This window comes from Pseudomonas sp. LPH60 (assembly GCF_030718165.1).
Classification (GTDB): Bacteria; Pseudomonadota; Gammaproteobacteria; order Pseudomonadales; family Pseudomonadaceae; genus Aquipseudomonas; species Aquipseudomonas danubii.
In genome coordinates this window covers 189,013-212,655 of the sequence record NZ_JAVAJH010000010.1, presented here as the reverse complement: position 1 = coordinate 212,655, position 23,643 = coordinate 189,013, and the positions used below count along the sequence as shown (strand labels likewise).

19 protein-coding genes are annotated in these 23,643 nt (G+C 63.6%); 12 read left to right on the top strand and 7 right to left on the bottom strand.

The features are described from left to right. Position 1: 1 nt before the first annotated feature. From uvrY to Q8O96_RS28940, 3 genes are all read right to left on the bottom strand, one after another. Positions 2-643: a UvrY/SirA/GacA family response regulator transcription factor gene (gene uvrY / locus Q8O96_RS28950; RefSeq protein WP_011061841.1), complete on the bottom strand. Its 642-nt coding sequence runs from the start codon at positions 641-643 to the stop codon at positions 2-4. Positions 644-1,113: 470 nt separating this feature from the next. Next, positions 1,114-1,548, bottom strand: coding sequence for a GNAT family N-acetyltransferase (locus Q8O96_RS28945; RefSeq protein WP_305949913.1), 435 nt, complete (start codon positions 1,546-1,548; stop codon positions 1,114-1,116). Then, complete coding sequence (locus Q8O96_RS28940) at positions 1,548-2,303, bottom strand: carbon-nitrogen hydrolase family protein (RefSeq protein WP_207166107.1); 756 nt, start codon at positions 2,301-2,303, stop codon at positions 1,548-1,550. Before Q8O96_RS28940 ends, Q8O96_RS28945 begins: the two co-directional genes overlap by 1 nt. A 639-nt stretch (positions 2,304-2,942) precedes the next feature. On the opposite strand from Q8O96_RS28940, the gene Q8O96_RS28935 reads away from it, so the two are divergent. The 12 genes from Q8O96_RS28935 to Q8O96_RS28880 all read left to right on the top strand — a co-directional run bounded on the left by Q8O96_RS28935 (position 2,943) and on the right by Q8O96_RS28880 (position 19,719). After that, on the top strand, positions 2,943-4,034 hold the full coding sequence (locus tag Q8O96_RS28935) for a 3-deoxy-7-phosphoheptulonate synthase (RefSeq protein ID WP_305949912.1): 1,092 nt from the start codon (positions 2,943-2,945) through the stop codon (positions 4,032-4,034). 212 nt (positions 4,035-4,246) lie between these two features. After that, complete coding sequence (locus Q8O96_RS28930; RefSeq protein WP_007924449.1) at positions 4,247-4,528, top strand: peptidylprolyl isomerase; 282 nt, start codon at positions 4,247-4,249, stop codon at positions 4,526-4,528. A gap of 131 nt (positions 4,529-4,659) precedes the next feature. Then, on the top strand, positions 4,660-6,522 hold the full coding sequence (locus tag Q8O96_RS28925; RefSeq protein WP_250330846.1) for an extracellular solute-binding protein: 1,863 nt from the start codon (positions 4,660-4,662) through the stop codon (positions 6,520-6,522). Next, complete coding sequence (locus Q8O96_RS28920) at positions 6,522-7,586, top strand: microcin C ABC transporter permease YejB (RefSeq protein WP_102864941.1); 1,065 nt, start codon at positions 6,522-6,524, stop codon at positions 7,584-7,586. Before Q8O96_RS28925 ends, Q8O96_RS28920 begins: the two co-directional genes overlap by 1 nt. Next, on the top strand, positions 7,586-8,608 hold the full coding sequence (locus Q8O96_RS28915) for an ABC transporter permease (protein ID WP_250330845.1): 1,023 nt from the start codon (positions 7,586-7,588) through the stop codon (positions 8,606-8,608). The genes Q8O96_RS28920 and Q8O96_RS28915 overlap by 1 nt, the downstream gene beginning before the upstream one ends. 14 nt (positions 8,609-8,622) lie before the next feature. Beyond that, on the top strand, positions 8,623-10,197 hold the full coding sequence (locus Q8O96_RS28910; RefSeq protein WP_102864939.1) for an ABC transporter ATP-binding protein: 1,575 nt from the start codon (positions 8,623-8,625) through the stop codon (positions 10,195-10,197). Positions 10,198-10,430: 233 nt separating this feature from the next. Further along, positions 10,431-11,849, top strand: coding sequence for a sigma-54-dependent Fis family transcriptional regulator (locus Q8O96_RS28905; RefSeq protein WP_305949911.1), 1,419 nt, complete (start codon positions 10,431-10,433; stop codon positions 11,847-11,849). A gap of 320 nt (positions 11,850-12,169) precedes the next feature. Next, positions 12,170-13,561 carry a GntP family permease gene (locus Q8O96_RS28900; RefSeq protein ID WP_115580346.1) on the top strand — a complete coding sequence of 464 codons (1,392 nt, stop codon included), beginning with the start codon at positions 12,170-12,172 and terminating at the stop codon, positions 13,559-13,561. Between the two features lie 7 nt (positions 13,562-13,568). Continuing rightward, entirely contained in the window at positions 13,569-14,342 is a 774-nt protein-coding gene (gene hbdH / locus Q8O96_RS28895) for a 3-hydroxybutyrate dehydrogenase (RefSeq protein ID WP_102864936.1), read from the top strand. A 211-nt stretch (positions 14,343-14,553) separates the two neighbouring features. Continuing rightward, complete coding sequence (locus Q8O96_RS28890) at positions 14,554-16,509, top strand: acetoacetate--CoA ligase (RefSeq protein ID WP_305949910.1); 1,956 nt, start codon at positions 14,554-14,556, stop codon at positions 16,507-16,509. 342 nt (positions 16,510-16,851) lie between these two features. After that, entirely contained in the window at positions 16,852-19,392 is a 2,541-nt protein-coding gene (locus Q8O96_RS28885) for a PAS domain S-box protein (RefSeq protein WP_305949909.1), read from the top strand. Positions 19,393-19,443: 51 nt separating this feature from the next. Next, positions 19,444-19,719 carry a peptidylprolyl isomerase gene (locus Q8O96_RS28880; protein ID WP_011061856.1) on the top strand — a complete coding sequence of 92 codons (276 nt, stop codon included), beginning with the start codon at positions 19,444-19,446 and terminating at the stop codon, positions 19,717-19,719. A gap of 85 nt (positions 19,720-19,804) precedes the next feature. Here Q8O96_RS28880 and Q8O96_RS28875 read toward each other — a convergent pair whose 3' ends face one another. The 4 genes from Q8O96_RS28875 to Q8O96_RS28860 all read right to left on the bottom strand — a co-directional run bounded on the left by Q8O96_RS28875 (position 19,805) and on the right by Q8O96_RS28860 (position 23,423). Then, complete coding sequence (locus Q8O96_RS28875) at positions 19,805-20,722, bottom strand: sugar kinase (RefSeq protein ID WP_102864933.1); 918 nt, start codon at positions 20,720-20,722, stop codon at positions 19,805-19,807. A 117-nt stretch (positions 20,723-20,839) separates the two neighbouring features. Next, positions 20,840-22,057: an amino acid deaminase gene (locus Q8O96_RS28870; RefSeq protein ID WP_115580351.1), complete on the bottom strand. Its 1,218-nt coding sequence runs from the start codon at positions 22,055-22,057 to the stop codon at positions 20,840-20,842. A gap of 47 nt (positions 22,058-22,104) precedes the next feature. Next, entirely contained in the window at positions 22,105-22,869 is a 765-nt protein-coding gene (locus tag Q8O96_RS28865) for an IclR family transcriptional regulator (RefSeq protein WP_305949908.1), read from the bottom strand. A gap of 164 nt (positions 22,870-23,033) precedes the next feature. Then, positions 23,034-23,423: a RidA family protein gene (locus Q8O96_RS28860; RefSeq protein ID WP_102864930.1), complete on the bottom strand. Its 390-nt coding sequence runs from the start codon at positions 23,421-23,423 to the stop codon at positions 23,034-23,036. Positions 23,424-23,643: the final 220 nt, after the last annotated feature.

Here is a 23,643-nt window from a genome sequence, read left to right as displayed (position 1 = left end):
TTCAGAGGCTGGCATCAACCATGCCATGACGAACCGCCAGCAGCGTCAACTCGACATCACTACTGATCGACAGCTTCTCGAAAATACGATAGCGGTAGGTGTTCACGGTTTTCGGCGACAGACACAGCTTGTCGGAGATGATCTGCACCTTCTGGCAACCGACAATCATCAGCGCAATCTGAATTTCCCGCTCCGACAAGGCATCGAACGGGGAATCACTGGAAGGCTGGAACGATTTGAACACCAGTTGCTGAGCAATCTGCGGGCTGATGTAACGCTGACCGGCAAAAACCAGGCGAATGGCCTGGACCATTTCATTGAGGCCCGCGCCCTTGGTCAGGTAGCCCGCCGCACCGGCCTGCAGCAACCGCGTCGGAAACGGATCTTCCTCGCAGACAGTCACCGCCACGACCTTGATATCCGGATGACTGCGCAGCAATTTGCGCGTGGCCTCAAGGCCGCCGATCCCGGGCATCTTTACGTCCATCAGGACCACATCGGGCTTCAACTCCCGAGCCTTGAGCAGGGATTCTTCCCCTGACTCCGCCTGCCCGACTACTTGCAGGCCATCGATGTCAGCCAACATTCGTGTAATGCCCGTACGAACGAGATCATGGTCATCGACTACTAGCACCCTAATCAAGCAGACACCTCGCGATTTGGTCTTTATAGGTTGCCGGATACCTTAGCAAAAAGCGACGTACAAACCTAATCACAAGCGCTATATAAAAAACATCGGCAAGCGATAAGAGACGCCGCCGACCTGAAGCAAGAAAACGCTCTGGCTTCAGGGCTCGGCGATCAGGGGCTTTTGCGCAGAATCTGGATCTACGACAACTCGCCAGGGTCCTGGTCAGACGAAAGATTGCCCTCTGATCGTCCTTGAACAGTACCCTCCAGCAATTTGAACGGTTTTGAACTATGCCCGGTATTCGCATTGCCGCACAAGCCAAGCCAGGCGCGAGCTTCAAGGTAAATCGGTTCAACACTTTTCCCACTGGCAGATGCTCGATCCCGCACATACCTTTCCACCTCTGGCAGGCCGCAAGAACAGCAAACGGGATTGAACCCACAAGGTTGCGCTCAATTGCCGCAGGAGCCTTCCAGAGAATCTTAGGCGCATGAGCATTCCATCCGCAAAAAGCACTCCTCCTCACCCACCACCTTCAACCCTACCCGCTCGTATAGACGCTGTGCCGGGTTGCCCTTGAACACAGTCAGACGCAACAAGCCCCGCCGCTCCGAGCGGGCCTTTTCCATCACCTGCAACAGCGTCCAGGCTCCGGCTCCCTGCCCCCGCCACGCCTCCAGCACGTGCAACTCACGGATGTAGACGGCGCGCAGGTCCCTGCTCAAGCTGACAAACCCCAATACCTCGGCCCCCGAGCAAATCAAAAGATTCTCGCGACCGCTCCACGCCACATCAAACGCCTCGTCAAGCCACAACAGATCATTGCGAATGTAATAGCGCAGCATCGTGGAACGAGTCAGATCCCGGGCGAAGGCCAAATCCGCCTCAGCCGCCGGACGCAATTGAAAGGCGCTCATCAACCCGCAACCGCCCGCGCTTCGACCCGCCATTGCCCCCCATCGCGCCGGGCGATCAGCAGCGCTTCGCCGACGCCTTCCACAGCACCCAGCAATTGTCCCTGGGCGCTCCAGATTGCGCTGCGCCCGGCACAGGACCAGCCGCCGCTGGGTCCGCCATGGTTGGCCATCAGCACCAGTATCCCGTGGTCCCGGGCATATCCTTGCAACAGAGCACTGTCGACGGCATACCCGCCTTCACTGATCAACACCCCGGCGGCGTAGATGCCGGCGCCAGCGTCCACCGCAGCCTGCACATGGCTGGCATGACAGAAATCCGCGCATACCGCCAAGGCCAGGACCTCATTCCCCAACTGCAACGGCGCGCCACCGCTACCCGGAGCAAAAAATCGCTCCTCTCCAGGGTGCAGATGCTGCTTGCTATAAACCGCCAGCGAGCCGTCCGCCCCCAGCACCAGTGCGCCAATCAGCACCGGGCCATCGACGGACAAGCGAATCGGCATGCCCACTACCGTCGTCAGCTTCAACTCGCGGGCCAGATTGCGCAGTGGCTGCAGTCGCGGGGAGTCGGGCGGCAGCGCCAGTTCAGCGACCAACTGCGGCTCATAGCCAGTCAGGGACAGTTCAGGAAACACCAGCAACTGCACCCCCTGCTGCGCTGCCAACCCCATCAAATGCTGATGTCGGGCCAGATTCGCCGACAAGTCTCCAGCAATGGACACCGATTGGGCGGCAGCGAGGGTCAGCATGGTCATGGACATTCCTTGGCGAGACAACGAGAGGCAGCGGCGAGTGTGGCATAAATCCTTTCACGGCTTAATCCATGGCTCATTGCATCAGCTCTCATAGAAATTACTGATTGAATCGCGGCCCCGGCCTCGAGTAAGCTCGCCCCACTTCACGGAGAAACTCATGTTGTCCCAGACCCTTTCCCTGCATCGCCACACCGCCAGCGCACTGCGTTCGGTTGCGGCTGCTCGGGTCAACGGCACCAGTGCTCCGGCGAGCTTTTATTTTGGGTATTGGTTTAGCCACTGGCGCGCCTGATACCCAACCGGCGCCCACTTTAACGGGTCGCCTACCAGAGAATTCTCAACCCCCGGCCGGCCTCCCGACCGGGGGTTTTGTTTTTTCAGGCTCGACGTTTTCAACCACGACTTTCAGCGACATACCGAACTTACCGAGGATTTTCCCCATGAACTACGCCACCTATTACCGCTACGACATGTTCTCCACCTGGCGATTTAGCAGCCTCCGCTCGGGACAGCCTGCCGCCTCCGATCGGTCACCTACCGGTGGCAATTGCACACTTGTGGCCAGTACGGCCAATTGTCGAACACCCCAGTAGGGCCGCGCGCGGGACATCACCCGCCGCCCGCCCAGGAAGACCGAACATGAACTCGTCCGTATCCGCTCTGCCCCTGTCCGCCCACGTCAGCGCCAACGAAACCCTGACCCAGCGCCTGCCCAGCTCTCTGGAGCTCAAGCAGCAATTGCCGCTGTCTCTGGCCCTGAGCCAGCAAGTTGCCGCCCACCGCCAGGCGGTACGCGCCATTCTCGAAGGACAAGACCACCGCCTGCTGGTGGTAGTCGGCCCCTGCTCCATCCATGACCCGCAATCAGCCCTGGAATACGCCGCCAGCCTGGCCCGCCTGGCCGAAGAGGTGAGCGACCAGATGCTCCTGGTGATGCGCGCCTACGTCGAGAAACCCCGCACCACCGTGGGGTGGAAAGGTCTGGCCTACGACCCGGACCTGGATGGCAGCGACGACATGGCCGGCGGCCTGACCCTGTCCCGGGATCTGATGCGCGAAATGCTGCGCCTGGGCCTGCCGATTGCCACCGAATTGCTGCAGCCTATGGCCGCCGGCTACTTCGACGACCTGTTGAGCTGGGTCGCCATTGGCGCCCGCACCACCGAATCGCAGATCCACCGCGAGATGGCCAGCGGCCTGGAGATGCCCGTAGGCTTCAAGAACGGCACCGACGGCGGCGTCGCCATCGCCTGTGATGCCATGCGTTCGGCTGCCCACCCCCACCGCCATTTCGGCGTCGACAGCCAGGGCCATCCGGCGATCATCCAGACTCCGGGCAACCCCGACACTCATCTGGTATTGCGCGGCGGCCACAGCGGCCCGAACTACGACCGCCAGAGCGTGGCTCAGGTCCAGCGCGACCTGCACAAGCTGAAGATACCGGCGCGGATCATGGTGGACTGCAGCCACGCCAACAGCGGCAAGGACCCACTGCGCCAACCGGCGGTATTCAACGACGTACTGGAGCAACGCCTGCAGGGCGACACTTCGCTGATGGGGGTGATGCTGGAAAGCCACCTGTTCGAAGGCTGCCAGCCCCTGAGCGGCCAGCTGCGCTACGGCGTCTCCGTGACCGACGGCTGCCTGGGCTGGAGCGCGACCGAGCAATTGCTGCGCAATGCCGCGCAGCAACTGCAGCACGCACACAAGGTCGCTGCCGTCCCCGCCTGACCGCCCCTGCTACAGGCACTGGCTTGCCAGCGAAGACGTCCCCAAGAGCAGCGACTTCTTCGCCAGCAAGCCGGCTTCTGTAATACCCGCCGCGCCCGCAAGAGCGTGGCTGCCCGCGAAGGCGCCAGACGGCAACGCCTTGAAGGAACTTTGAGAAGAAATAGCCACCTGAATCCGGTAGGCTCTCAACTTTCTTGAAAGGAGCAACATCCATGGCCAAAGCCACTGCCCGTCACATCCTGGTTGCCAGCGAAGCCAAGTGCAACGAACTCAAAGCCGAGATCGAAGCCGGCGCCGACTTCGCCGAAGTCGCGAAAAAGAACTCCACCTGCCCGTCCAGCCGTGACGGCGGCAACCTGGGCTCCTTCGGCCCGGGCCAGATGGTCAAGGAATTCGACACCGTGGTGTTCAGCGCCCCGGTCAACGTCGTGCAAGGTCCGGTGAAAACCCAGTTCGGTTACCACCTGCTGGAAGTCACCAGCCGCCAGGACTGATCCCCTCGCGACTGCGTCTGCTCAACGGCCCGCCTCCTGGTGGGCCGTTGTGTTTGTGAAAGCGGCTGGCCAGTCACGCGCCGCTAGCGTACAAATCGTGGTCATCGATCACCCGGCTCCTAAGGCTGACAATGCGACTGCTTTCCTCCACTGTGCTTTTCACCGTCCTGCTACTGGGCGCCGCGGGTGCCCAGGCGGCACCGCAACACGCCATGACCGTCTACGGCGAACCGGCCAAGTATCCCCAGGGCTTCAGCCACTTCGACTACGTCAACCCCCAGGCCCCCAAGGGCGGAACCCTGCGCCGCTCGGCCATCGAGATCGGGCGCTTCGACCACGTGTTGCCTTATATAGACAAAGGTATTGGCGTTTCCCAGCTCGACGGCCTGGTCTATTCGCCCCTGGCCCTGCGCTCCCTGGATGAGCCCTACACCGTCTACGGCCTAGTGGCCGAAAAGATGGAACGCGCGGAAGACGGCCTGTGGCTGCGCTTCTACCTCAACCCCAAGGCGCGCTTTGCCGACGGCACCGCGATCACCGCCGAGGACGTGCGCTACAGCTATGACCTGCTGATGACCCAGGGCAGCATGCGCTACCGCACCCAGTTCGAGGACGTCAAAGGCGTCACCGTGGAATCGCCACGCGTGGTGCGCTTCGACTTCAAAAGCAATGAAAACCGCACCCTGCCCCTGGATATCGCGACCCTGCCGGTGTTCCCCGAACACTGGTGGAAGAGTCGCGACTTCGCGGGTGGCGGCGGTTACGAAGCCCCCCTGGGCAGTGGCCCCTATCGCGTGGCCAAAGTGGATTCGGGCAACAGCATCACCTTCGCCCGCAACCCCGAATGGTGGGGCAAGGACCTGCCGGTGAGCCGCGGCTTGTACAACTTCGACCATTTCAGCGTCGAGTACTTCGGCGACATCGATGTCGCCCGCCAGGTGCTGCGTGGCGGCGCCTACGACTACAACCGAGAGTTCTCCGCCACCGGCTATTCCATCGGCTACGACAGCCCAGCCCTGAACGACGGTCGCCTGCAAAAGGCTCACCTGGCCCAGTCGGCGCCGCAACCGGCCCAGGGCTACGTGTTCAACCTCGACCGGCCGGTGTTCCAGGACCGCCGGGTGCGTCAGGCCCTGGCCCTGCTCTGGGACTTTGAATGGAGCAACCGGCAGATGATGCGCAACCTCTACATCCGCCAGCAGAGCTTCTTCTCCAACACGCCCCTGGCCGCCCGCAGCCTGCCGGACGCCGAGGAGCTGAAGATCCTCGAACCCCTGCGCGGACAGATCCCCGACGAAGTCTTCACCCAGGTTTTCCAAGCGCCAAAAACCGACGGCAGCGGCGTGATCCGCGACAAGCAACTGCAAGCCCTGGCCCTGCTGGAACAGGCCGGCTGGAAAGCCGAAGGCGACAAACTGGTCAACGCCGAAGGCGAGCCCCTGAGTTTCACCTTCCTCATCACCCAAGGTTCCATCGAGCGCCTGCTGCTGCCCTACAAGCGCAACCTGGCGCAGATCGGCATCAGCCTGAACATCCGTCGCATCGACTCCTCGCAGTACGTCAACCGCCTCATGGCCCGGGATTACGACATGATCGTCACCGGCTACCCGGTGACCACCTCGCCGGGCATGGAGCTGTACAACTACTTCGGTTCGGCGGCGGCCAACGATCCGGGTTCCAACAACTACATGGTGCTCAAGAACCCGGCAGTGGACCGCCTGCTCAACGGCCTGGTGAAGGCCACCAGCCAGCCGGAGATGCTGCGCTACGCCCACGCCCTGGACCGGGTGCTGCAGTGGAACTACTACTGGATCGCCAACTACTACCCGCCAGGCACCTCCACGGTGTGGTGGAACCGCTTCGGCAGGCCCAAGGTGCCGGCGAGCAACGACGAAGCCATCGAAAGCTGGTGGGAAGTCAGCAGCACCGCGCTGACCAATGAACAGATGGCCGCCGAGCTGATCCGCCGTGGCAAACCCGGAGGACTCCACTGATGCTGGCCTACATTCTGCGGCGCCTGCTGCTGATCATTCCGACCCTGCTGATCATCCTCCTGGTCAACTTCGTCATCGTCCAGGCGGCCCCAGGCGGCCCGGTGGAACAAGCCATCGCCCGCCTGCAAGGCATTGGTGGTGGCGGCAGCGTCGGCGGCTCCGCCGATGCCATGAGCAGCAGCGGCTCCCGGGCCAGCCGCGGGCTCGATCCCAAGCTGATCCAGGACATCGAAAAACAGTACGGCTTCGACAAGCCGGCCCATGAACGCCTGTGGCTGATGCTCAAGAACTACGCCCAACTGGACTTCGGCAAGAGCTTCTTCCGCGGCGCCACGGTCACCGACCTGATCCTGGAGAAAATGCCGGTGACCATTTCCCTCGGTCTCTGGGCGACCCTGATCACCTACCTGGTGTCGATCCCCCTGGGGATTCGCAAAGCGGTGCACCACGGCAGCCATTTCGACATCTGGAGCAGCACCGCGATCATCATCGGCTACGCCATGCCGGCCTTTCTGTTCGCCATGTTCCTGATCGTGCTGTTCGCCGGCGGCACTTCGCTGAACTGGTTCCCGGTGCGCGGCCTGGTCTCGGACAACTTCGAGCAACTGAGCACCCTGGGCAAGATCGCCGACTACTTCTGGCACCTGGTATTGCCGGTCAGCTCCCTGGTGATCGGTGGCTTCGCCACCCTGACCATCCTCACCAAGAACTCCTTCCTCAACGAGATCACCCGCCAGTACGTGGTCACCGCCCGGGCCAAGGGCCTGAGCGAGCGCCGCGTGCTCTATGGCCACGTGTTCCGCAACGCCATGCTGCTGGTGGTCTCGGGGATTCCCCAGGCCTTTATCAGCGTGTTTTTCGCCGGTTCCTTGCTGATCGAGGTGATCTTCTCCCTCGACGGCCTGGGGCGCATGAGCTACGAAGCGGCGGTGTCGCGAGATTATCCGGTGGTGTTCGGTTCGCTGTTCATCTTCACCCTGTTTGGCCTCCTGATAAAACTCATCGGCGACCTGTGCTACACCCTGGTCGACCCGCGTATCGACTTCGCCGCGAGGAATGCCTGATGCTCAAGCTTTCTCCCGTCGCCCGCCGACGCTTGGACCGCTTCAAGAGAAACCGCCGCGGCTGGTGGTCGCTGTGGCTGTTCATCGGCCTGTTCATCCTGACCCTGGGCGGCGAGCTGATCGCCAACGACAAACCCCTGGTGGTCAGTTACCAGGGCTCGCTGTACTTCCCGGTGTTCAAGCGCTACACCGAGCAGGAATTCGGCGGCCAGCTGCCGTTCCAGGCCGACTATCGCAGCGACTACGTGCAGCAACTGATCCGCAAGGACGGTGGCTGGCTGCTGTTCCCGCCGATCCCCTTCAGCGAAGACACGCCCAACTACGACCTGACCCAGCCGGCCCCCAGCCCGCCGAGCAAGGTCAACTGGCTGGGCACCGACGACCAGGCCCGGGATGTGGCCGCGCGGGTGATCTACGGCGCCCGGGTGTCGATCCTGTTCGCCCTGGCGCTGACCGCCATCAGCGCCCTGATCGGCATCGCCGCCGGCGCCCTGCAAGGCTATTACGGCGGCTGGGTCGACCTCTTGGGCCAGCGCCTGCTGGAAGTCTGGTCCGGGCTGCCGGTGCTCTACCTGCTGATCATCCTCTCGGGCTTCGTCGAGCCGAACTTCTGGTGGCTGCTGGGAATCATGGCGCTGTTCTCCTGGCTGGCCCTGGTGGACGTGGTACGCGCCGAGTTCCTCCGTGGGCGCAACCTGGAGTACGTCAAGGCCGCTCGGGCCCTGGGCCTGAGCGACCGCAAGGTGATCCTGCGGCACATCCTGCCCAATGCCATGAACGCCACCCTGAGCTACCTGCCGTTCATCCTCACCGGCGCCATCTCGACCCTCACCGCCCTGGACTTCCTCGGCTTCGGCATGCCCGCCGGCAGCGCTTCCCTGGGCGAGTTGATCGGCCAGGGCAAGCAGAACCTGCAGGCGCCATGGCTGGGGCTGACGGCGTTTTTCACCCTGGCGCTGATCCTTTCGCTGCTGGTGTTTATCGGCGAAGCGTTGCGCGATGCCTTTGATCCACGATCTTGAAGCGGACTGTAGAAATGCCTGACAACCTTATCGAAATCCGCCAGCTCAAGGTCACCTTCGGCGAACAGACCGTGGTCCGCGACCTGAGCCTGGACATCCGTCCCGGCGAATGCCTGGCCCTGGTGGGCGAGTCCGGCTCGGGCAAGTCGGTGACCGCCCACTCGATCCTGCAACTGCTGCCGCAGACCGGCTGTAGCAGCTCCGGCAGCGTGCGTTACCGCGGCCAGGAGCTGATGGGCTGCGATCCGGCAACCCTGCAAAAACTGCGGGGCAACCGCATCGCCATGATCTTCCAAGAGCCCATGACCTCCCTCAACCCGCTGCACAGCGTAGAGAAGCAGATCGGCGAAACCCTGCTCCTGCACCGGGGATTGGGGGGCAAGGAGGCCCAGGCGCGGATTCTCGAACTGCTGGAACTGGTGGGCATCCAGAAACCCAAGGAGCGACTCAAGGCCTACCCGCACCAGCTTTCCGGCGGCCAGCGCCAGCGGGTGATGATCGCCATGGCCCTGGCCTGCGAGCCGGAGCTGCTGATTGCCGACGAACCCACCACCGCCCTGGACGTGACCGTGCAGCGCAAGATCCTGCTGCTGCTCAAATCCCTGCAACAGCGCCTGGGCATGTCCCTGCTGCTGATCAGCCACGACCTCAACCTGGTGCGGCGCATCGCCCAGCGGGTGTGCGTGATGAAGGCCGGGGAAATCGTCGAACAAGCCGCCTGCGACACCCTGTTCAACGCCCCGCAACATCCCTACAGCTGCGAACTGCTGCACGCCGAGCCCGAGGGGCGACCGTTGTGCCGCGACAGCCGCGAAACCGTGCTGGAGGTGAACAATCTCAGCGTTGACTTCCAGATAGGCGGCGGCCTCTTCCGGCGCAAGGAATACCTGCGGGCAGTGGACGACATCAGCCTCAGCGTGGAGCAAGGCAAGACCCTGGGCATCGTCGGCGAGTCCGGCTCGGGCAAGTCCACCCTGGGCCAGGCGATCCTGCGGCTGCTGGATTCCCAAGGCAGCATCCGCTTCCAGGGCCAGGCCCTGGACGGCCTCGACCAGAAGCAACTGCGGCCCTGGCGCAAGCAGATGCAGGTGGTGTTCCAGGACCCCTTCGGCAGCCTCAGCCCGCGCATGTCGGTGGCGCAGATCATCAGCGAAGGCCTGGAAGTGCACAGCCAATACGACGCCCGCCAATGCGACGAACAGGTGATCCGCGCCCTGGAGGAAGTCGGCCTCGATCCCAACAGCCGCCACCGCTACCCCCACGAGTTCTCCGGCGGCCAACGCCAGCGCATCGCCATCGCCCGAGCCCTGGTGCTCAAACCGGCGCTGATCCTGCTGGACGAACCGACCTCGGCCCTGGACCGCACCGTGCAGAAACAGGTGGTGGCCCTGCTGCGCCAGTTGCAGGAAAAGTACGGCCTGACCTACCTGTTCATCAGCCATGATTTGGCGGTGGTGCGGGCCCTGGCCCACGACATGATCGTGATCAAGGACGGCCAGGTGGTGGAGCGCGGTGCCAGCCATGAAGTATTCGCCAACCCGCAACACCCCTACACCCAGGAACTGCTGGCCGCCGCCCACCCCGGCTGACCCGCCGCCGACGTCCTTTTTTCGCAGCCTCGCCAAGGCTCGACAGCGGCTACAGATGCTGCATCCTGTAGCCGCTGCCGCAGGCTGCGAACGGCTGCACAGCAGACGCTGCCCTCAAGGCCGCCGAAGGTCCTGCGGCCCTTTGCGCAGCCTCGCAGGCTCAGCAGCGGCTACAGCGCAACAACCGGGGCAGACTGCGGCATAATCGCCGCGCCCACTTTCAGGATGCCGCCATGAACGACAGCGAAAGCCTCAAGGATTACCAGCGTGTGCGCCAACTGGCGATCCGTTCGCTGTTCGAGATCATCGAGCAGTCCAGCGAAGGCACGGTGATCGTCGACCGCGACGCCAATATCGTCTGGATGAACGAGCGCTACGCTCGGCGCTTCGGCCTGGAATCGGCGGCTTTCGCCATCGGCAAGCCCTGCGAAAGCGTGATCCCCGGCAGCCTGCTGCGGGAGGTGGTACGCACCGGCCGCCCGATCCTGCTGGACATGCAGGACACCCCCAAGGAACCGCTGGTGGTGATGCGCCTGCCGATCCACGACGCCGCCGGCACGGTGATCGGCGCCATCGGCTTTGCCCTGTTCGACGAACTGCGCAGCCTGTCGCCGATGCTCAAGCGCTACCTGAGCATGCAGGAAGAATTGGCCTCCACCCGCTCTCTGTTGCGGGCCCGGCAGACCAAGTACAACTTCGCCCATTTCATCGGCACCAGCGCCGCCAGCCTGGAAGTCAAACGCCGGGCCCGACGCAGCGCCAGCGCCGAATCCCCAGTACTGCTGCAAGGCGAAACCGGCACCGGCAAGGAGCTGCTGGCCCAGGCCATCCATGCTGCTTCGCCCCGGGCCCACAAGCCCTTTGTCAGCATCAACAGCGCGGCGATTCCCGAGGCGCTGCTGGAGGCGGAGTTCTTCGGCACCGCCCCCGGCGCCTTCACCGGCGCCGACCGCAAGGGCCGCGCCGGCAAGTTGCAGATCGCCCAGGGCGGCACCCTGTTCCTCGATGAAATCGGCGACATGCCCCTGCCCCTGCAAAGCAAGTTGCTGCGAGTGCTGCAGGAAAAAGAGTTCGAACCAGTGGGCTCCAATGAAGTGATCCACAGCGATGTGCGGGTGATCGCCGCCACCTCCACCGACCTGGAAGCGGCGATCAAGCGCGGCGAGTTCCGCGCCGACCTGTACTACCGGCTCAACGTGCTGCCGATCCAGGTGCCGGCCCTGCGCGAACGCCTGGACGACCTGCCGGCCCTGAGCGAAGGGATTCTCGAAGAACTGCGCAGCCAGCATGAACTGGATCGCGAAGCCCTGGCCCTGCTGGCGCAACATGCCTGGCCGGGGAACATCCGCGAACTGCGCAACGTGCTGGAGCGCGCGGCGCTGCTCAGCGACGACCTGATACTCACTGCCGCGGACATTCGCGCGGCAATCGGCAGCTTCAGCCCGGCGCAACGCCATGCGGCCCCGCTGCCCGCCGAGTCGCCGAGCCAGGAAACCTTCGCCGCGGCCCGGGAACGGTTCGAGCGGCAACTGATCAGCGCCACCCTGGCGCAATGCGCCGGCAAGGTGGACGAAGCGGCCCGGCGCCTGAGGCTGGGTCGCTCGACGCTGTACAAGAAGATGGCGGCCCTGGGGATTGCAGAGTCTCAATAACGAGACAAAAATCCCAATTCAGAGACAACCGCTTGTGTGGCGCGGGAGCTTGCTCCCGCTGGGCCGCGCAGCGGCGCCAAACCCAGTGATTGCGGTCTTTCTGACACAACCCGGTGGCCGGCATGAGGAGTGCTGCACACTAAAGCGGGAGCAAGCTCCCTCGCCTCACTGTCTCCAATCAGAGAATATCTGGATAAATCACCTTCGATATATTTAAAAAGTTCTTATATTTCAACAAGTTAACTAACTGGCACAGTTCTCGCTACAACGCTCTCCACACGCAACACCCGACAACAATAACAATCCTGGAGAGACACACCATGAGTGTGATCATTGCCTTGGCAGCCCTGGCGCTGCTGATGCTGGCGGCCTACCGTGGCTACAGCGTCATCCTCTTTGCCCCCATTGCCGCCCTCGGCGCAGTGCTGCTCACCGATCCGTCCGCCGTGGCGCCCGCCTTTACCGGGGTGTTCATGGAGAAGATGGTCGGCTTCATCAAGTTGTATTTCCCGGTGTTCCTGCTGGGCGCGGTGTTCGGCAAGCTGATCGAGCTGTCGGGCTTCTCGCGCTCCATCGTCGCCGCCGCGATCCGCCTGCTGGGCACCCGCCAAGCGATACTGGTGATCGTTTTGGTCTGCGCCCTGCTGACCTACGGCGGGGTTTCGCTGTTCGTGGTGGTGTTCGCGGTCTACCCGTTCGCCGCCGAGATGTTCCGCCAGAGCAATATCCCCAAGCGCCTGATCCCGGCCACCATCGCTCTGGGTGCATTCTCCTTCACCATGGATGCGCTACCCGGCACCCCGCAGATCCAGAACATCATCCCCAGCACCTTCTTCAACACCACCGCCTGGGCCGCGCCCTGGCTGGGCGTGATCGGCACCATTTTCGTGTTCTGCGCCGGCATGCTGTTCCTGCAGCGCCAGCGCAACAAGGCGCAGAAGGCCGGTGAAGGCTACGGCACCGAGCTGCGCAACGAGCCGGAAACCGCCGAGGACCTGAAGCTGCCCAACCCCTGGCTGGCGCTGTCGCCGCTGCTGCTGGTGGGCATCATGAACCTGCTGTTCACCCACTGGATTCCCCAGTGGTACGGCAAGACCCACAGCCTCAGCCTGCCGGGCATGGCCGCCCCGGTGACCAGCGAAATCGCCAAGCTCACCGCCATCTGGGCGGTGCAGGCGGCCTTGCTGGTGGGCATCCTGATGGTGCTGGTGTGCGGCTACTCGGCGATTCGCAGCAAGCTCGCCGAAGGCAGCAAAAGCGCGGTCAGCGGCGCCTTGCTGGCCGCCATGAACACCGCCTCGGAATATGGTTTCGGTGCGGTAATCGCCTCCCTGCCGGGCTTTCTGGTGCTGGCGGACTGGCTGAAAAACATTCCCAACCCACTGGTCAACGAAGCCATTACTGTGACCCTGCTAGCGGGCATCACCGGCTCGGCTTCGGGGGGCATGAGCATCGCCCTGGCGGCCATGTCCGAAAGCTTCATCAGCGCCGCCCATGCCGCCAACATTCCCCTGGAAGTGCTGCACCGGGTGGCCTCCATGGCCAGCGGCGGCATGGACACCCTGCCCCACAACGGCGCGGTGATCACCTTGCTGGCGGTCACCGGCCTGACCCACCGCGAAGCCTACAAGGACATTTTCTGCATCACCCTGATCAAGACCCTGGCGGTCTTCGTCGTCATCGCCACTTTCTACGCCACCGGCATCGTGTGAGGTATTCATGACCACTCTTTCTGGCAAGACCGCCCTGGTCACCGGTTCCACCAGCGGCATTGGCCTGGGCATCGCCCGGGTCCTGGCCAAGGCCGGGGCCAAGCTGATTCTCAACGGCTTCGGCGATGCCTCGAAGGCCATCGCCGAGGTCGCACAATTCGGCGGCCAGGTCGGCCATCACCCGGCGGACGTCAGCGACCCGGCACAGATCGCCGAGCTGTTCGCCTACGCCGAACGGGAGTTTGGCGGCGTCGACATCCTGGTCAACAACGCCGGCATCCAGCACGTGGCGGCGGTGGAGGAATTCCCCGTGGAGCGCTGGGATTCGATCATCGCCATCAACCTGTCCTCAGTGTTCCACAGCACCCGCCTGGGGCTGCCGGGGATGCGTGCCAAGGGCTGGGGACGGATCGTCAACATTGCCTCGGTGCACGGTCAGGTGGGTTCGGTAGGCAAGGCCGCCTATGTCGCGGCCAAACACGGGGTGATCGGCCTGACCAAGGTGGTGGGCCTGGAAACCGCCACCAGCAACGTCACCTGCAATGCCATCTGCCCCGGCTGGGTGCTGACCCCGCTGGTGCAGAAGCAGATCGACGACCGGGTGGCGGCCGGGGCTGACCCGCAACAGGCCCAGCATGATCTGCTGGCGGAAAAGCAGCCGTCCCTGGAGTTCGTCACCCCGTCGCAACTGGGCGAGCTGGTGCTATTTTTGTGCAGCGAAGCCGGCGCCCAAGTGCGCGGTGCGGCCTGGAACATCGACGGCGGCTGGCTGGCGCAATAACCCCGCGCCCTGTAGCCGCTGCCATAGGCTGCGATAAGGCGCGTCGCGCCTTCCTAGGCCCTCAAGAGCACGTCTCCTGCAGAGCCGATCGCAGCCAGCGGCAGCGGCAGCGGCAGCGGCAGCGGCAGCGGCAGCGGCAGCGGCAGCGGCTACAGAGCATCCGGCATTAGAATCGGTTTGCGTGCAAAGCAAGAAAAACAAGAGGCATCCCATGTCCGAAATACTCTGGCAACCCAGCGCCGAGCGCATCAGCAAGACCCGCATGGAAGCCTTCCGGCGCCTGGTCAATTACCGTCACGACCTCAACCTCGCCGACTTTCCCGCCCTGCACCAGTGGAGCATCGACCAGCGAGAAAGCTTCTGGCAGGCCATCGTCGACTTCTTCGAGGTCAGCTTTCACCAGCCCGCTGAATCCGTGCTGCGCGAAGGCCCGCAAATGCCCAGCGCCCAATGGTTTCCAGGGGCCACGCTGAACTTCGCCGAGCACCTGCTCAAGCGCCGGGACGACACCGTGGCGGTGGTGGCGATCAACGAGAACGGCCAGCGCGAACCACTGACCTACGTCGAACTGGCGGCCCAGGTCGCCGGCCTGCAGCGCAGCCTGCGGGCTGCCGGGGTCGGCCTCGGCGACCGAGTTGCCGCCTGCCTGCCCAACACCTGGCAGACCCTGGTGGGCATGCTGGCCAGCACCAGCCTCGGCGCGGTGTGGTCCAGCTGTTCGCCGGATTTCGGCACCCAGGGGGTGATCGACCGTTTTGGCCAGATCGAACCCAAGGTGCTGATCACCTGCGCCGGCTATCGCTACGCCGGCAAGGACATCGACCAGACCGCCAAGGTCAACGAGATCCTTGAGCGCCTGCCGTCCCTGGAGCAGTTGCTCATCGTGCCCTACGCCCGTCAGCAAGCCCGGGTCGAGGACTACCGTACCCAGGCCCGGATCAGCCTCTGGAACGATTTCTATCAGTCAGGCGGCGAGCCCGAATTCGTCCCGGTGCCCTTCGCCCATCCGCTGTACATCCTCTATTCCAGCGGCACCACCGGGGTGCCCAAGTGCATCGTCCACGGCACCGGCGGGGTGCTGCTGCAGCACCTCAAGGAACACGGCCTGCACACCGACCTGGGGCCCGGCGAGCGGCTGTTCTACTACACCACCTGCGGCTGGATGATGTGGAACTGGCTGGTCTCGGCCCTGGCCACCGGCGCCAGCCTGGTGCTCTACGACGGATCGCCCTTCCATCCCACCAACGAGCGCCTGATCGACCTGATCGATAGCGAAGGCATCAGCGTCTTCGGCACCAGCCCCAAGTACCTGGCCGCCCTGGAAAAGGCCGGCAGCCGACCGCGCCTCAGCCACCGCCTGGACAGCCTCAAGACCCTGCTCTGCACCGGCTCGCCGCTGTCGCCACAGAGCTACGACTACGTGTACCGCGAGATCAAACACGACCTGTGCCTGGCCTCGATGTCCGGCGGCACCGACATCGTCGCCTGCTTCGTCGCCGGCAACCCGATCCAGCCGGTGCGCCGTGGCGAGATGCAGGGCAAGAGCCTGGGCATGGCCATCGAAGTGTGGAACGACCAGGGCCAGCCGGTGACCGGCGAAAAAGGCGAACTGGTGTGCACCCGGCACTTTCCGAGTATTCCCGTAGGCCTGTGGCACGACCCGGACCAGAGCAAGCTCAAGGCCTCGTATTTCAGCCTGTTTCCCGGGGTCTGGGCCCAGGGCGACTACGCCGAACAGCTGCCCCATGGCGGCTGGCTGATTCACGGACGCTCGGATGCGGTGCTCAACCCGGGTGGAGTGCGGATTGGCACCGCGGAAATCTACCGCCAGGTGGAGAAGCTGGAACAGGTGCTGGAAAGCCTGGCCATCGGCCAGAGCTGGGAGCATGACGTACGGGTGGTGCTGTTCGTACGCCTGCAGGATGGCGTGGTGCTCGATGAGCCGTTGCAGGAGCGGATTCGCCAGGTGATCCGCAGCAACACCACGCCGCGCCATGTGCCGGCGAAGATCCTCGCAGTGACCGACATTCCCCGGACCATCAGCGGCAAGATCGTGGAGTTGGCGGTGCGCAATGTGGTGCATGGCCTGCCGGTGAAGAATACCGACGCCCTGGCCAACCCCGAAGCCCTGGAGCAGTTCCGCGACCGCGAGGAATTGCGCCACTGACGACGGCCAACCACCGTCGGCGCAGCCCTTCGCGACGCAGGACCTGTAGCCGCTGCCGAGCCCGCGAGGCTGCGCAAAGGGCCGCAGGACCTTCAGCGATCTCAAGAGCAGCGCTTCCTGCGACGCAGTGCCGCCCAGAGCGTTCGCAGCCTGCGGCAGCGGCTACAGGGACCGTTCAGCCCCTCTAGACTGGTCATCTGCCGCAAAAGCAGGTGAAAATAACCCCGCCAGAAACACCTACACTCCATCCGTTTGAATATGCACGGCATGTCCATGCGACTTTTCCAGTACGCGAGCCATGACCTTGCCGCGTAACACCGCTGCGCCCAGGACACACCCGACATGAATGCCCCCCACTCCGGCAGCCAAGCCGCCCACCTGATAGCCCGTCTGGACTGGTCCGCCACGGCCCTCGGTGAATCCGGCCACTGGCCCCAGAGCCTGCGCACCGCCGTGGACATCGTGATCCATTCGCCGATGCCGATGTTGCTGCTGTGGGGCTCCGAGCTGACCCAGATCTACAACGACGGCTTCGCCCTGCTGGCAGGCAACAAGCACCCCCAGGCCTTCGGCCAGCCGGCGCACCTGATCTGGCCAGAGCTGATGGACTTCACCGACCCGGTCTACCGCGCGGTGCTCAACGGCCAGGTGCGCAGCTTCAGCGAGCAGCGCTTCAGCCTGCAACGCAGCGACGGTACTGCACACGACCTGTGGCTGGACCTGACCTACAGCCCGATCCGCGATGAACGCGGCGACGTTGCCGGAATCCTGGTGACCGCCATCGAGACCAACGAGCGCCGGCGCATCGCCCTCGAACTGCAGCAGCGCTCCGACGACAGCCTGCGGGCCCAGCACGAGACCGAGGAGCGCCTGCAACTGGCCCTGGCGGCCACCGATGCGGTGGGCACCTGGGATTGGGACATTGGCGAAGATCGCTTTATCGCCGATACCCATTTTGCCCAGCTGCACAGCGTCAACCCGCAGCTATCCCGACAATTGCCCATCAGTGAGTACCTCAAAGGCGTGCACCCGGAAGACCGGGCCATGGTGGCCCGGAGCATCAAGCACTGCATCACCCAGGGCAGCGAATACGCCGAGGAATACCGCCTGCAACTGGCCGACGGCCAGGTGCGCTGGGTGTTCGCCCGGGGTCGCTGCTACAAGGATCACCACAGCCGGCCGACGCGCTTTCTCGGCGCCGCCCTGGACCTGACCGAGCGCAAACAGATGGAGCAAGCACTGCGCCAGAGCCAGACCGAACTGCAACTGATCATTAACGCCATGCCAGTGCTGATCGGTTACGTCGACCGCGAAGAGCGCTTTCGCCTGAACAACAGCGCTTACCTGGACTGGTACGGCCTGACCCCGCAGGAGCTGTACGGCAAGACCATCCGCGAAGTGGTGGGCGACGAGATCTACGCCACCCGCGCCGAGAACATTGCCGCCGCATTGGCGGGCAAGCCTTGCAGCTTCGAAGCCAACTCGCCCCACCGCGACGGCCGCCCGCGCCATGCCCTGATGAAGTACCTGCCCCGCCATGGCGCCGACGGTGCCATCAACGGTTTCTACATTTTCGTCATCGATGAAACCGAGCGCAGACAGACCGAGGAGGCTCTGCGCAACCTCAACGAAACCCTGGAAGAACGGGTCAACCGCCGCACCGAGGCGCTGGCCGCCGTCAACCAGCGCCTGCAGAACGAAATGTTCGAGCGCGAGCGCGCCGAGGACGCCCTGCGCCACGCGCAGAAGATGGAGGCCGTGGGCCAGCTCACAGGCGGCATCGCTCACGACTTCAACAACATGCTCACCGGCATCATCGGCAGCCTGGACCTGATGCAGCGCTACATCGACAACGGCCGCAGCGATGAGATCGGTCGTTTTACCGAAGCCGCCATGTCCTCGGCCAAACGTGCCGCGTCCCTGACCCACCGCCTGCTGGCCTTCTCCCGACGCCAGTCCCTGGACCGCCAGCCCCTGGACCCGAACCAGCTGGTGCGCTCGCTGCAGGAGCTGTTCAACCACACCAAGGGCGAACACATCCAGCTGCAGATGCAACTGGCGGACGAGGTGTGGCCGGTAAACACCGATGCCAGCCAGCTGGAAAACGCCTTGCTCAATCTGGTGATCAACGCCCGCGACGCCATGCCCGACGGCGGCCGACTGCTGATCGAGACCGCCAACAGTTACCTCGACGGCAGCGACATCAGCACCCTGGAGCCGGTCAAGGCCGGCGACTACGTGATGCTGGGGGTCAGCGACAACGGCGCCGGCATGAGCCCACGGATTCTGTCCAAGGCCTTCGACCCCTTCTTCACCACCAAGCCCATCGGCCAGGGCACGGGCCTCGGGCTGTCGATGATCTATGGTTTTGCCCAGCAGTCCGGCGGACACGTGACCATCAGCAGCGAGCCAGGCCAGGGCACCTGTGTGCGCCTGTACCTGCCGCGCCTGCACAACGCGCCCCTGGAACCGCTGCAACCCACGGGCAGCAGCGCGGCGCCCCAGGCCATGGCCGGGGAAAGCGTGATGGTGGTGGAGGACGACCCGGCGGTGCGCATGCTGGTGCTCAACGTCCTCAGCGAACTGGGCTACCGCGCCATCGAGGCCGAGGATGCACGCAGCGCCCTGCCATTGCTGGACTCGCCACTGCGCGTCGATCTGCTGGTGACCGACGTCGGCCTGCCGGGCATGAACGGCCGACAATTGGCGGAGATCGCCCGCCAACAGCGCCCGGGGCTCAAGGTACTGTTCATGACCGGCTACGCGGAAAAGGCCGCCGAGCGCCAGGGCTTTCTGGAACCGGGCATGGACCTGATGGCCAAGCCTTTTTCCATCGAAGAACTGGCGCAGAAGATTCGCCAGATGATCGGCCGCGAGTCCTGAATTCAGGCATAATCCGCGGCCGCCGATTTCCCGCTACAAGGTCACGCCATCATGAAAGCCCAAGCCCGCCACATCCTGGTGAAAACCGCCGAAGAAGCCGAGCAGCTCAAGCAGCGCATCGCCAAGGGCGAAGCCTTCGACGTGCTGGCCAAGAAATACTCCACCTGCCCGTCGGGCAAGCGCGGCGGCGACCTGGGGGAAGTGCGTCCGGGGCAGATGGTCGGCGCCATTGATCAGGTGATTTTCAAGAAGCCCCTGCGCACCGTGCACGGCCCGATCAAGAGCAAATTCGGCTATCACCTGGTGCAGGTGTTCTTCCGCGACTGACCACTCAAGCCCCGTTCTGTGGGAGCCGGCGTGCCAGCCCAAGCGCCCGCAACCGGCAAAGGCCTGTTCGTCGGCCAGCCGGCTCCTACAACGCGGGCTCCCGGGGAAGCAACGCCCCGGGATGCTGAATCACCCGACTCGCCAATCGATGCCCGGCCTCTGCGGCCTGCACCGGGCTGCCGCCGCGCAAACGACAGGCCAGATAAGCCGCGCTGAAGGAGTCTCCCGCCGCCGTGGTGTCCACCACCTGCGCCACTGGCAGCGCCGGTATCTCATGACTCTCGCCGCCGCAACGCACCAGGCACGAATCCGCCCCGCGCTTGACCACCACCTCGGCAATGTTCGGGTAGGCCGCAAACACGCCATGGGCATAGTCATGGCCAAACAGCGCCTGCTCGTCCTCCAGGGTCAACAGCGCCAGATCCACATGCTCCAGTACCTGCAGATAGGCCACTCGCGCCTGCTCCACCGAGGCCCAGAGCCTTGGCCGATAGTTGTTGTCAAACACGATCTGCGCCCGACGGATGCGCGCTTCCACCAGCAGGTCAATCAGCTTTTTGCGTCCCACCTCCCCGAGCACCGCCAGGGTGATGCCGCTGAAATACAACACATCGTAATCGCACAAGTCCGCCAGGATCGGCCCCGCCGCCGCGGTGTTGAAGCAGTCCCGTACCGCCGCCTCATTGCGCCAATACAGAAAACGCCGCTCCCCCCGGGCATCGGTCTGAATGCAATACAACCCCGGCAAACGCCCGGGCAGGCGCTGAACCTTTCCCAGGCCGATACCCTCCTGCGCCCAGCTCTGGCACATGGCATCGCTGAAGCTGTCGTAGCCCAGGGCGGTCACGTAATCCACCTGCGCCTGCTGTCCGAGCTCCCGGCACAGATACACCGCAGTGTTCAAGGTATCGCCACCAAAGCTCTGTAGCAGACTGCCGTCGTGACGCTGTTGCAGCTCGATCATGCATTCGCCAATGGCGGCAATGCGCTGCTTCCCGTTCATGTTCTTGACCTCCCCTCAAAGCACACACCAGCTAGTAGAACCTGGCTTGCCAACGAAAGCGTCCTCAGAGTTGCGCCCTAACCCAGGGTCTGTTCGTCGGCGAGCCGGCTACTACGTTCAGAAGCAGGTTTCCAGACTCTCGATCACCTGCAGGCGCTCATCCACCAGCAAACCGGTGCGCCACTTGTCGAAGGTCAGGCACGGGTGCGATGTACCAAAGGAAATGATGTCGCCAATACGCAGCTCCACTCCCGGCGCCACGGTGAGAAACGCGTGCTGATCCATCACCGCCGTCACCTTGCACGCCCCCACATCATCACTGGCACCGGCCTCGGCTCCAGCGCGGTAACGTCGCAGCGGCACCGGCAAGCCAGCGTCATAGGCGACATCGCGCTTGCCCAGGGCCACCACCGCAAAGCCCGGCTCCGGCAGCGACTGCACATGGGCCCAGACTTCCATCGCCGGACGCAGGCCTTCGTGCAGATCACTGCGTCGATCCAACACACAGCACTGAGCCTCTTTGTAGATACCGTGGTCATGGGCGACATAACTGCCCGGACGCAGCACGCTGAGGAAACGCCCCTTGGCGTTGTGGGTCTCGAAGGACTCGGCGATCAGGTCGTACCAGGCCGAACCCGAAGCCGTGATGATCGGCCGCTCGATGACAAACAAACCATCGTTGTGCAGATCCACCGCCAGACGCACCAGGGAATCGGCAAACTGCCGAATGCCACTGATGGCCTGGTCGCCGTGGATCACCCCTTCGTAACCTTCGATACCGCACAACGCCAAAGCTGGCTGCGCCTGGATCGCCTTGGCCAGGGCCAGTACTTCCTGCTCGCTGCGGCAACCGCAACGACCGCCCACCACGCCGTACTCGATCATCACCTTGAGGGTGACGCCGCGCTGGGCGAAAAACGCCCCCAGATCGGCCACGTTGTCCGGGTGATCCACCATGCAATAGAAATCGAAATCGGCATCCGCCAACAGCTCGGCGATCAGCGCCATGTTCGGCGCCCCCACCAGTTGGTTGGCCATCAACACCCGGCGCGCGCCATGGGCGTAGGCGGCGCGAGTCTGTACTGCCGTGGCCAGGGTGATGCCCCAGGCGCCGGCGTCCAACTGCCGCTGAAACAGCGCGGGCATCATGCTGGTCTTGCCGTGGGGCGCCAGCTCGGCGCCGCTGTCACTGACAAACTTCTGCATCCAGCGAATGTTGTGTTCCAGCGCCTCGCGGTGCAGCACCAGGGCCGGCAGGCTGACGTCGCTCAGCAGACTCGCGCCGATAGCAGCAGCGCCCTTTTCCACCAGGGGCAGATTCAAAGCGGAAGACATGTTGGCACTCCTTATCAAGGCGGCTGCGCACAGCCGCGACACTGTCATCAATCGTTGATACGCCGGGCCAGGCGGTTGGCGCTGTCGATCAGCACCCGGCGGTATTCCTGGTAATGGCTCTGCGCATCGGCCCTCGGCGCGACGATGCACAGGGTGCAGATGCACACCCCGCGCTCATCGCGCACCGGCGCGGCAAAACAATGGGTGAAGGTGTCGGCGACGCTGTCGAAGGAAAAGAACCCCTCCTCGGTGGCCTGACGGATTTCCTTGAGGAAGGTCTCCAGCGGCAGCCGCTCACCATTAGGCAGCATGAAGTCCTGGTCATCGATCATCTCGACGATCTGCTCATCGCTCATATGCCCCAGCAGCAACCGCCCGGAGGCGGTCCAGGGGATCGGCGCGTTCTCGCCAATGTCCGAGGTGATGCGGAAATTCCGCTCGCCCTCCTTCATCAGCGCCACGGTGTATTTGCGCCCGTTGAGCAGGCACATCTGCGCGGTTTCCCGGGTCTGGCTGACAATTTCCTGCAACGCCTGATCAGCCTCGCGGCTCAGATCGAAATGGCGCAAATGAGCCTGCCCGAGAAAATACAGCTGGCGGCCCAGGTACACATGACCGTCCTTGCCTACCGGCTCCAGCACCCGCCGCTCCAGCAAGGACGCCACCAACTCATAGACCGTGGACTTGGGACTGCCAATGCCCTTGGCGATATCGTTGGGCCGCAGCGGCTGGCCGATCTCCTTGAGGAAATCGAGAATATCGAAGGCCCGATCCAGGCCCTTGGCCCGGCGCTTGATGCTGTCTTCAGTCATCTACCCACCCCTATGCAAAACACAATCCCTGTAGCCGCTGCCGCAGGCTGCGAACGCCCTGAGCGACACGCCGTCGCCGGGGCCGCAGCGATCTCATCACCCTGCGCCCGCGTTGCGGTCGATCGCAGCCTCGCCCAGGCTCGACAGCGGCTACAGAAGCGCACTCAAGGCTTCTTCTTGTAGGCCACACAATCGATCTCGACCTTGCAGTCCACCATCATGCTGGCCTGCACACAGGCCCGGGCCGGCGCGTGTTCGGGCTTGAAGTACTCGCCGAACACCTTGTTGAAACTCCAGAAATCCCGCGGATCTTCCAGCCACACGCCAACCCGCACCACATCCTCCAGGCCGTACCCGGCCTCTTCGAGAATGGCCACTAGATTGCGCATGGTCTGATGCGTCTGCTCGACGATCCCACCGTGAATGATCTCGCCATCCAGCGCCGGCACCTGGCCGGACACATGCAGCCAGCCATCGGCTTCGACGGCGCGAGCGAAAGGACGCGGCTGGCCACCGCCTGCGGTGCTGCCGGTGCCGTAACGGGTGATGCTCATGAGCGATTCTCCTGGTTGAAGGTTGGAGTTTGGCTGTCAAAAACAATGCTCATAGGTATGGGGACCTCTCGTTTCCCAAATCAAAAACCGCGCTCAAACACGCTAACCAGCCTGCCGTCCACAGCCTGTGGTAGCACCCACAACAAAAATCAACGATTTAGCATTAAGGCTAAATTCCGCTACAACGGAATTACTGCTGCAATAGCGGAAAAATTCCCAT

Coding starts and splice junctions, on each gene's coding strand:
- Q8O96_RS28945 (WP_305949913.1), bottom strand. CDS start 1,548: ATGAGCGCCTTTCAATTGCGTCCGGCGGCTGAGGCGGATTTGGCCTTC.
- Q8O96_RS28940 (WP_207166107.1), bottom strand. CDS start 2,303: ATGACCATGCTGACCCTCGCTGCCGCCCAATCGGTGTCCATTGCTGGA.
- Q8O96_RS28935 (WP_305949912.1), top strand. CDS start 2,943: ATGAACTCGTCCGTATCCGCTCTGCCCCTGTCCGCCCACGTCAGCGCC.
- Q8O96_RS28930 (WP_007924449.1), top strand. CDS start 4,247: ATGGCCAAAGCCACTGCCCGTCACATCCTGGTTGCCAGCGAAGCCAAG.
- Q8O96_RS28925 (WP_250330846.1), top strand. CDS start 4,660: ATGCGACTGCTTTCCTCCACTGTGCTTTTCACCGTCCTGCTACTGGGC.
- Q8O96_RS28920 (WP_102864941.1), top strand. CDS start 6,522: ATGCTGGCCTACATTCTGCGGCGCCTGCTGCTGATCATTCCGACCCTG.
- Q8O96_RS28915 (WP_250330845.1), top strand. CDS start 7,586: ATGCTCAAGCTTTCTCCCGTCGCCCGCCGACGCTTGGACCGCTTCAAG.
- Q8O96_RS28910 (WP_102864939.1), top strand. CDS start 8,623: ATGCCTGACAACCTTATCGAAATCCGCCAGCTCAAGGTCACCTTCGGC.
- Q8O96_RS28905 (WP_305949911.1), top strand. CDS start 10,431: ATGAACGACAGCGAAAGCCTCAAGGATTACCAGCGTGTGCGCCAACTG.
- Q8O96_RS28900 (WP_115580346.1), top strand. CDS start 12,170: ATGAGTGTGATCATTGCCTTGGCAGCCCTGGCGCTGCTGATGCTGGCG.
- hbdH (WP_102864936.1), top strand. CDS start 13,569: ATGACCACTCTTTCTGGCAAGACCGCCCTGGTCACCGGTTCCACCAGC.
- Q8O96_RS28890 (WP_305949910.1), top strand. CDS start 14,554: ATGTCCGAAATACTCTGGCAACCCAGCGCCGAGCGCATCAGCAAGACC.
- Q8O96_RS28885 (WP_305949909.1), top strand. CDS start 16,852: ATGAATGCCCCCCACTCCGGCAGCCAAGCCGCCCACCTGATAGCCCGT.
- Q8O96_RS28880 (WP_011061856.1), top strand. CDS start 19,444: ATGAAAGCCCAAGCCCGCCACATCCTGGTGAAAACCGCCGAAGAAGCC.
- Q8O96_RS28875 (WP_102864933.1), bottom strand. CDS start 20,722: ATGAACGGGAAGCAGCGCATTGCCGCCATTGGCGAATGCATGATCGAG.
- Q8O96_RS28870 (WP_115580351.1), bottom strand. CDS start 22,057: ATGTCTTCCGCTTTGAATCTGCCCCTGGTGGAAAAGGGCGCTGCTGCT.
- Q8O96_RS28865 (WP_305949908.1), bottom strand. CDS start 22,869: ATGACTGAAGACAGCATCAAGCGCCGGGCCAAGGGCCTGGATCGGGCC.
- Q8O96_RS28860 (WP_102864930.1), bottom strand. CDS start 23,423: ATGAGCATCACCCGTTACGGCACCGGCAGCACCGCAGGCGGTGGCCAG.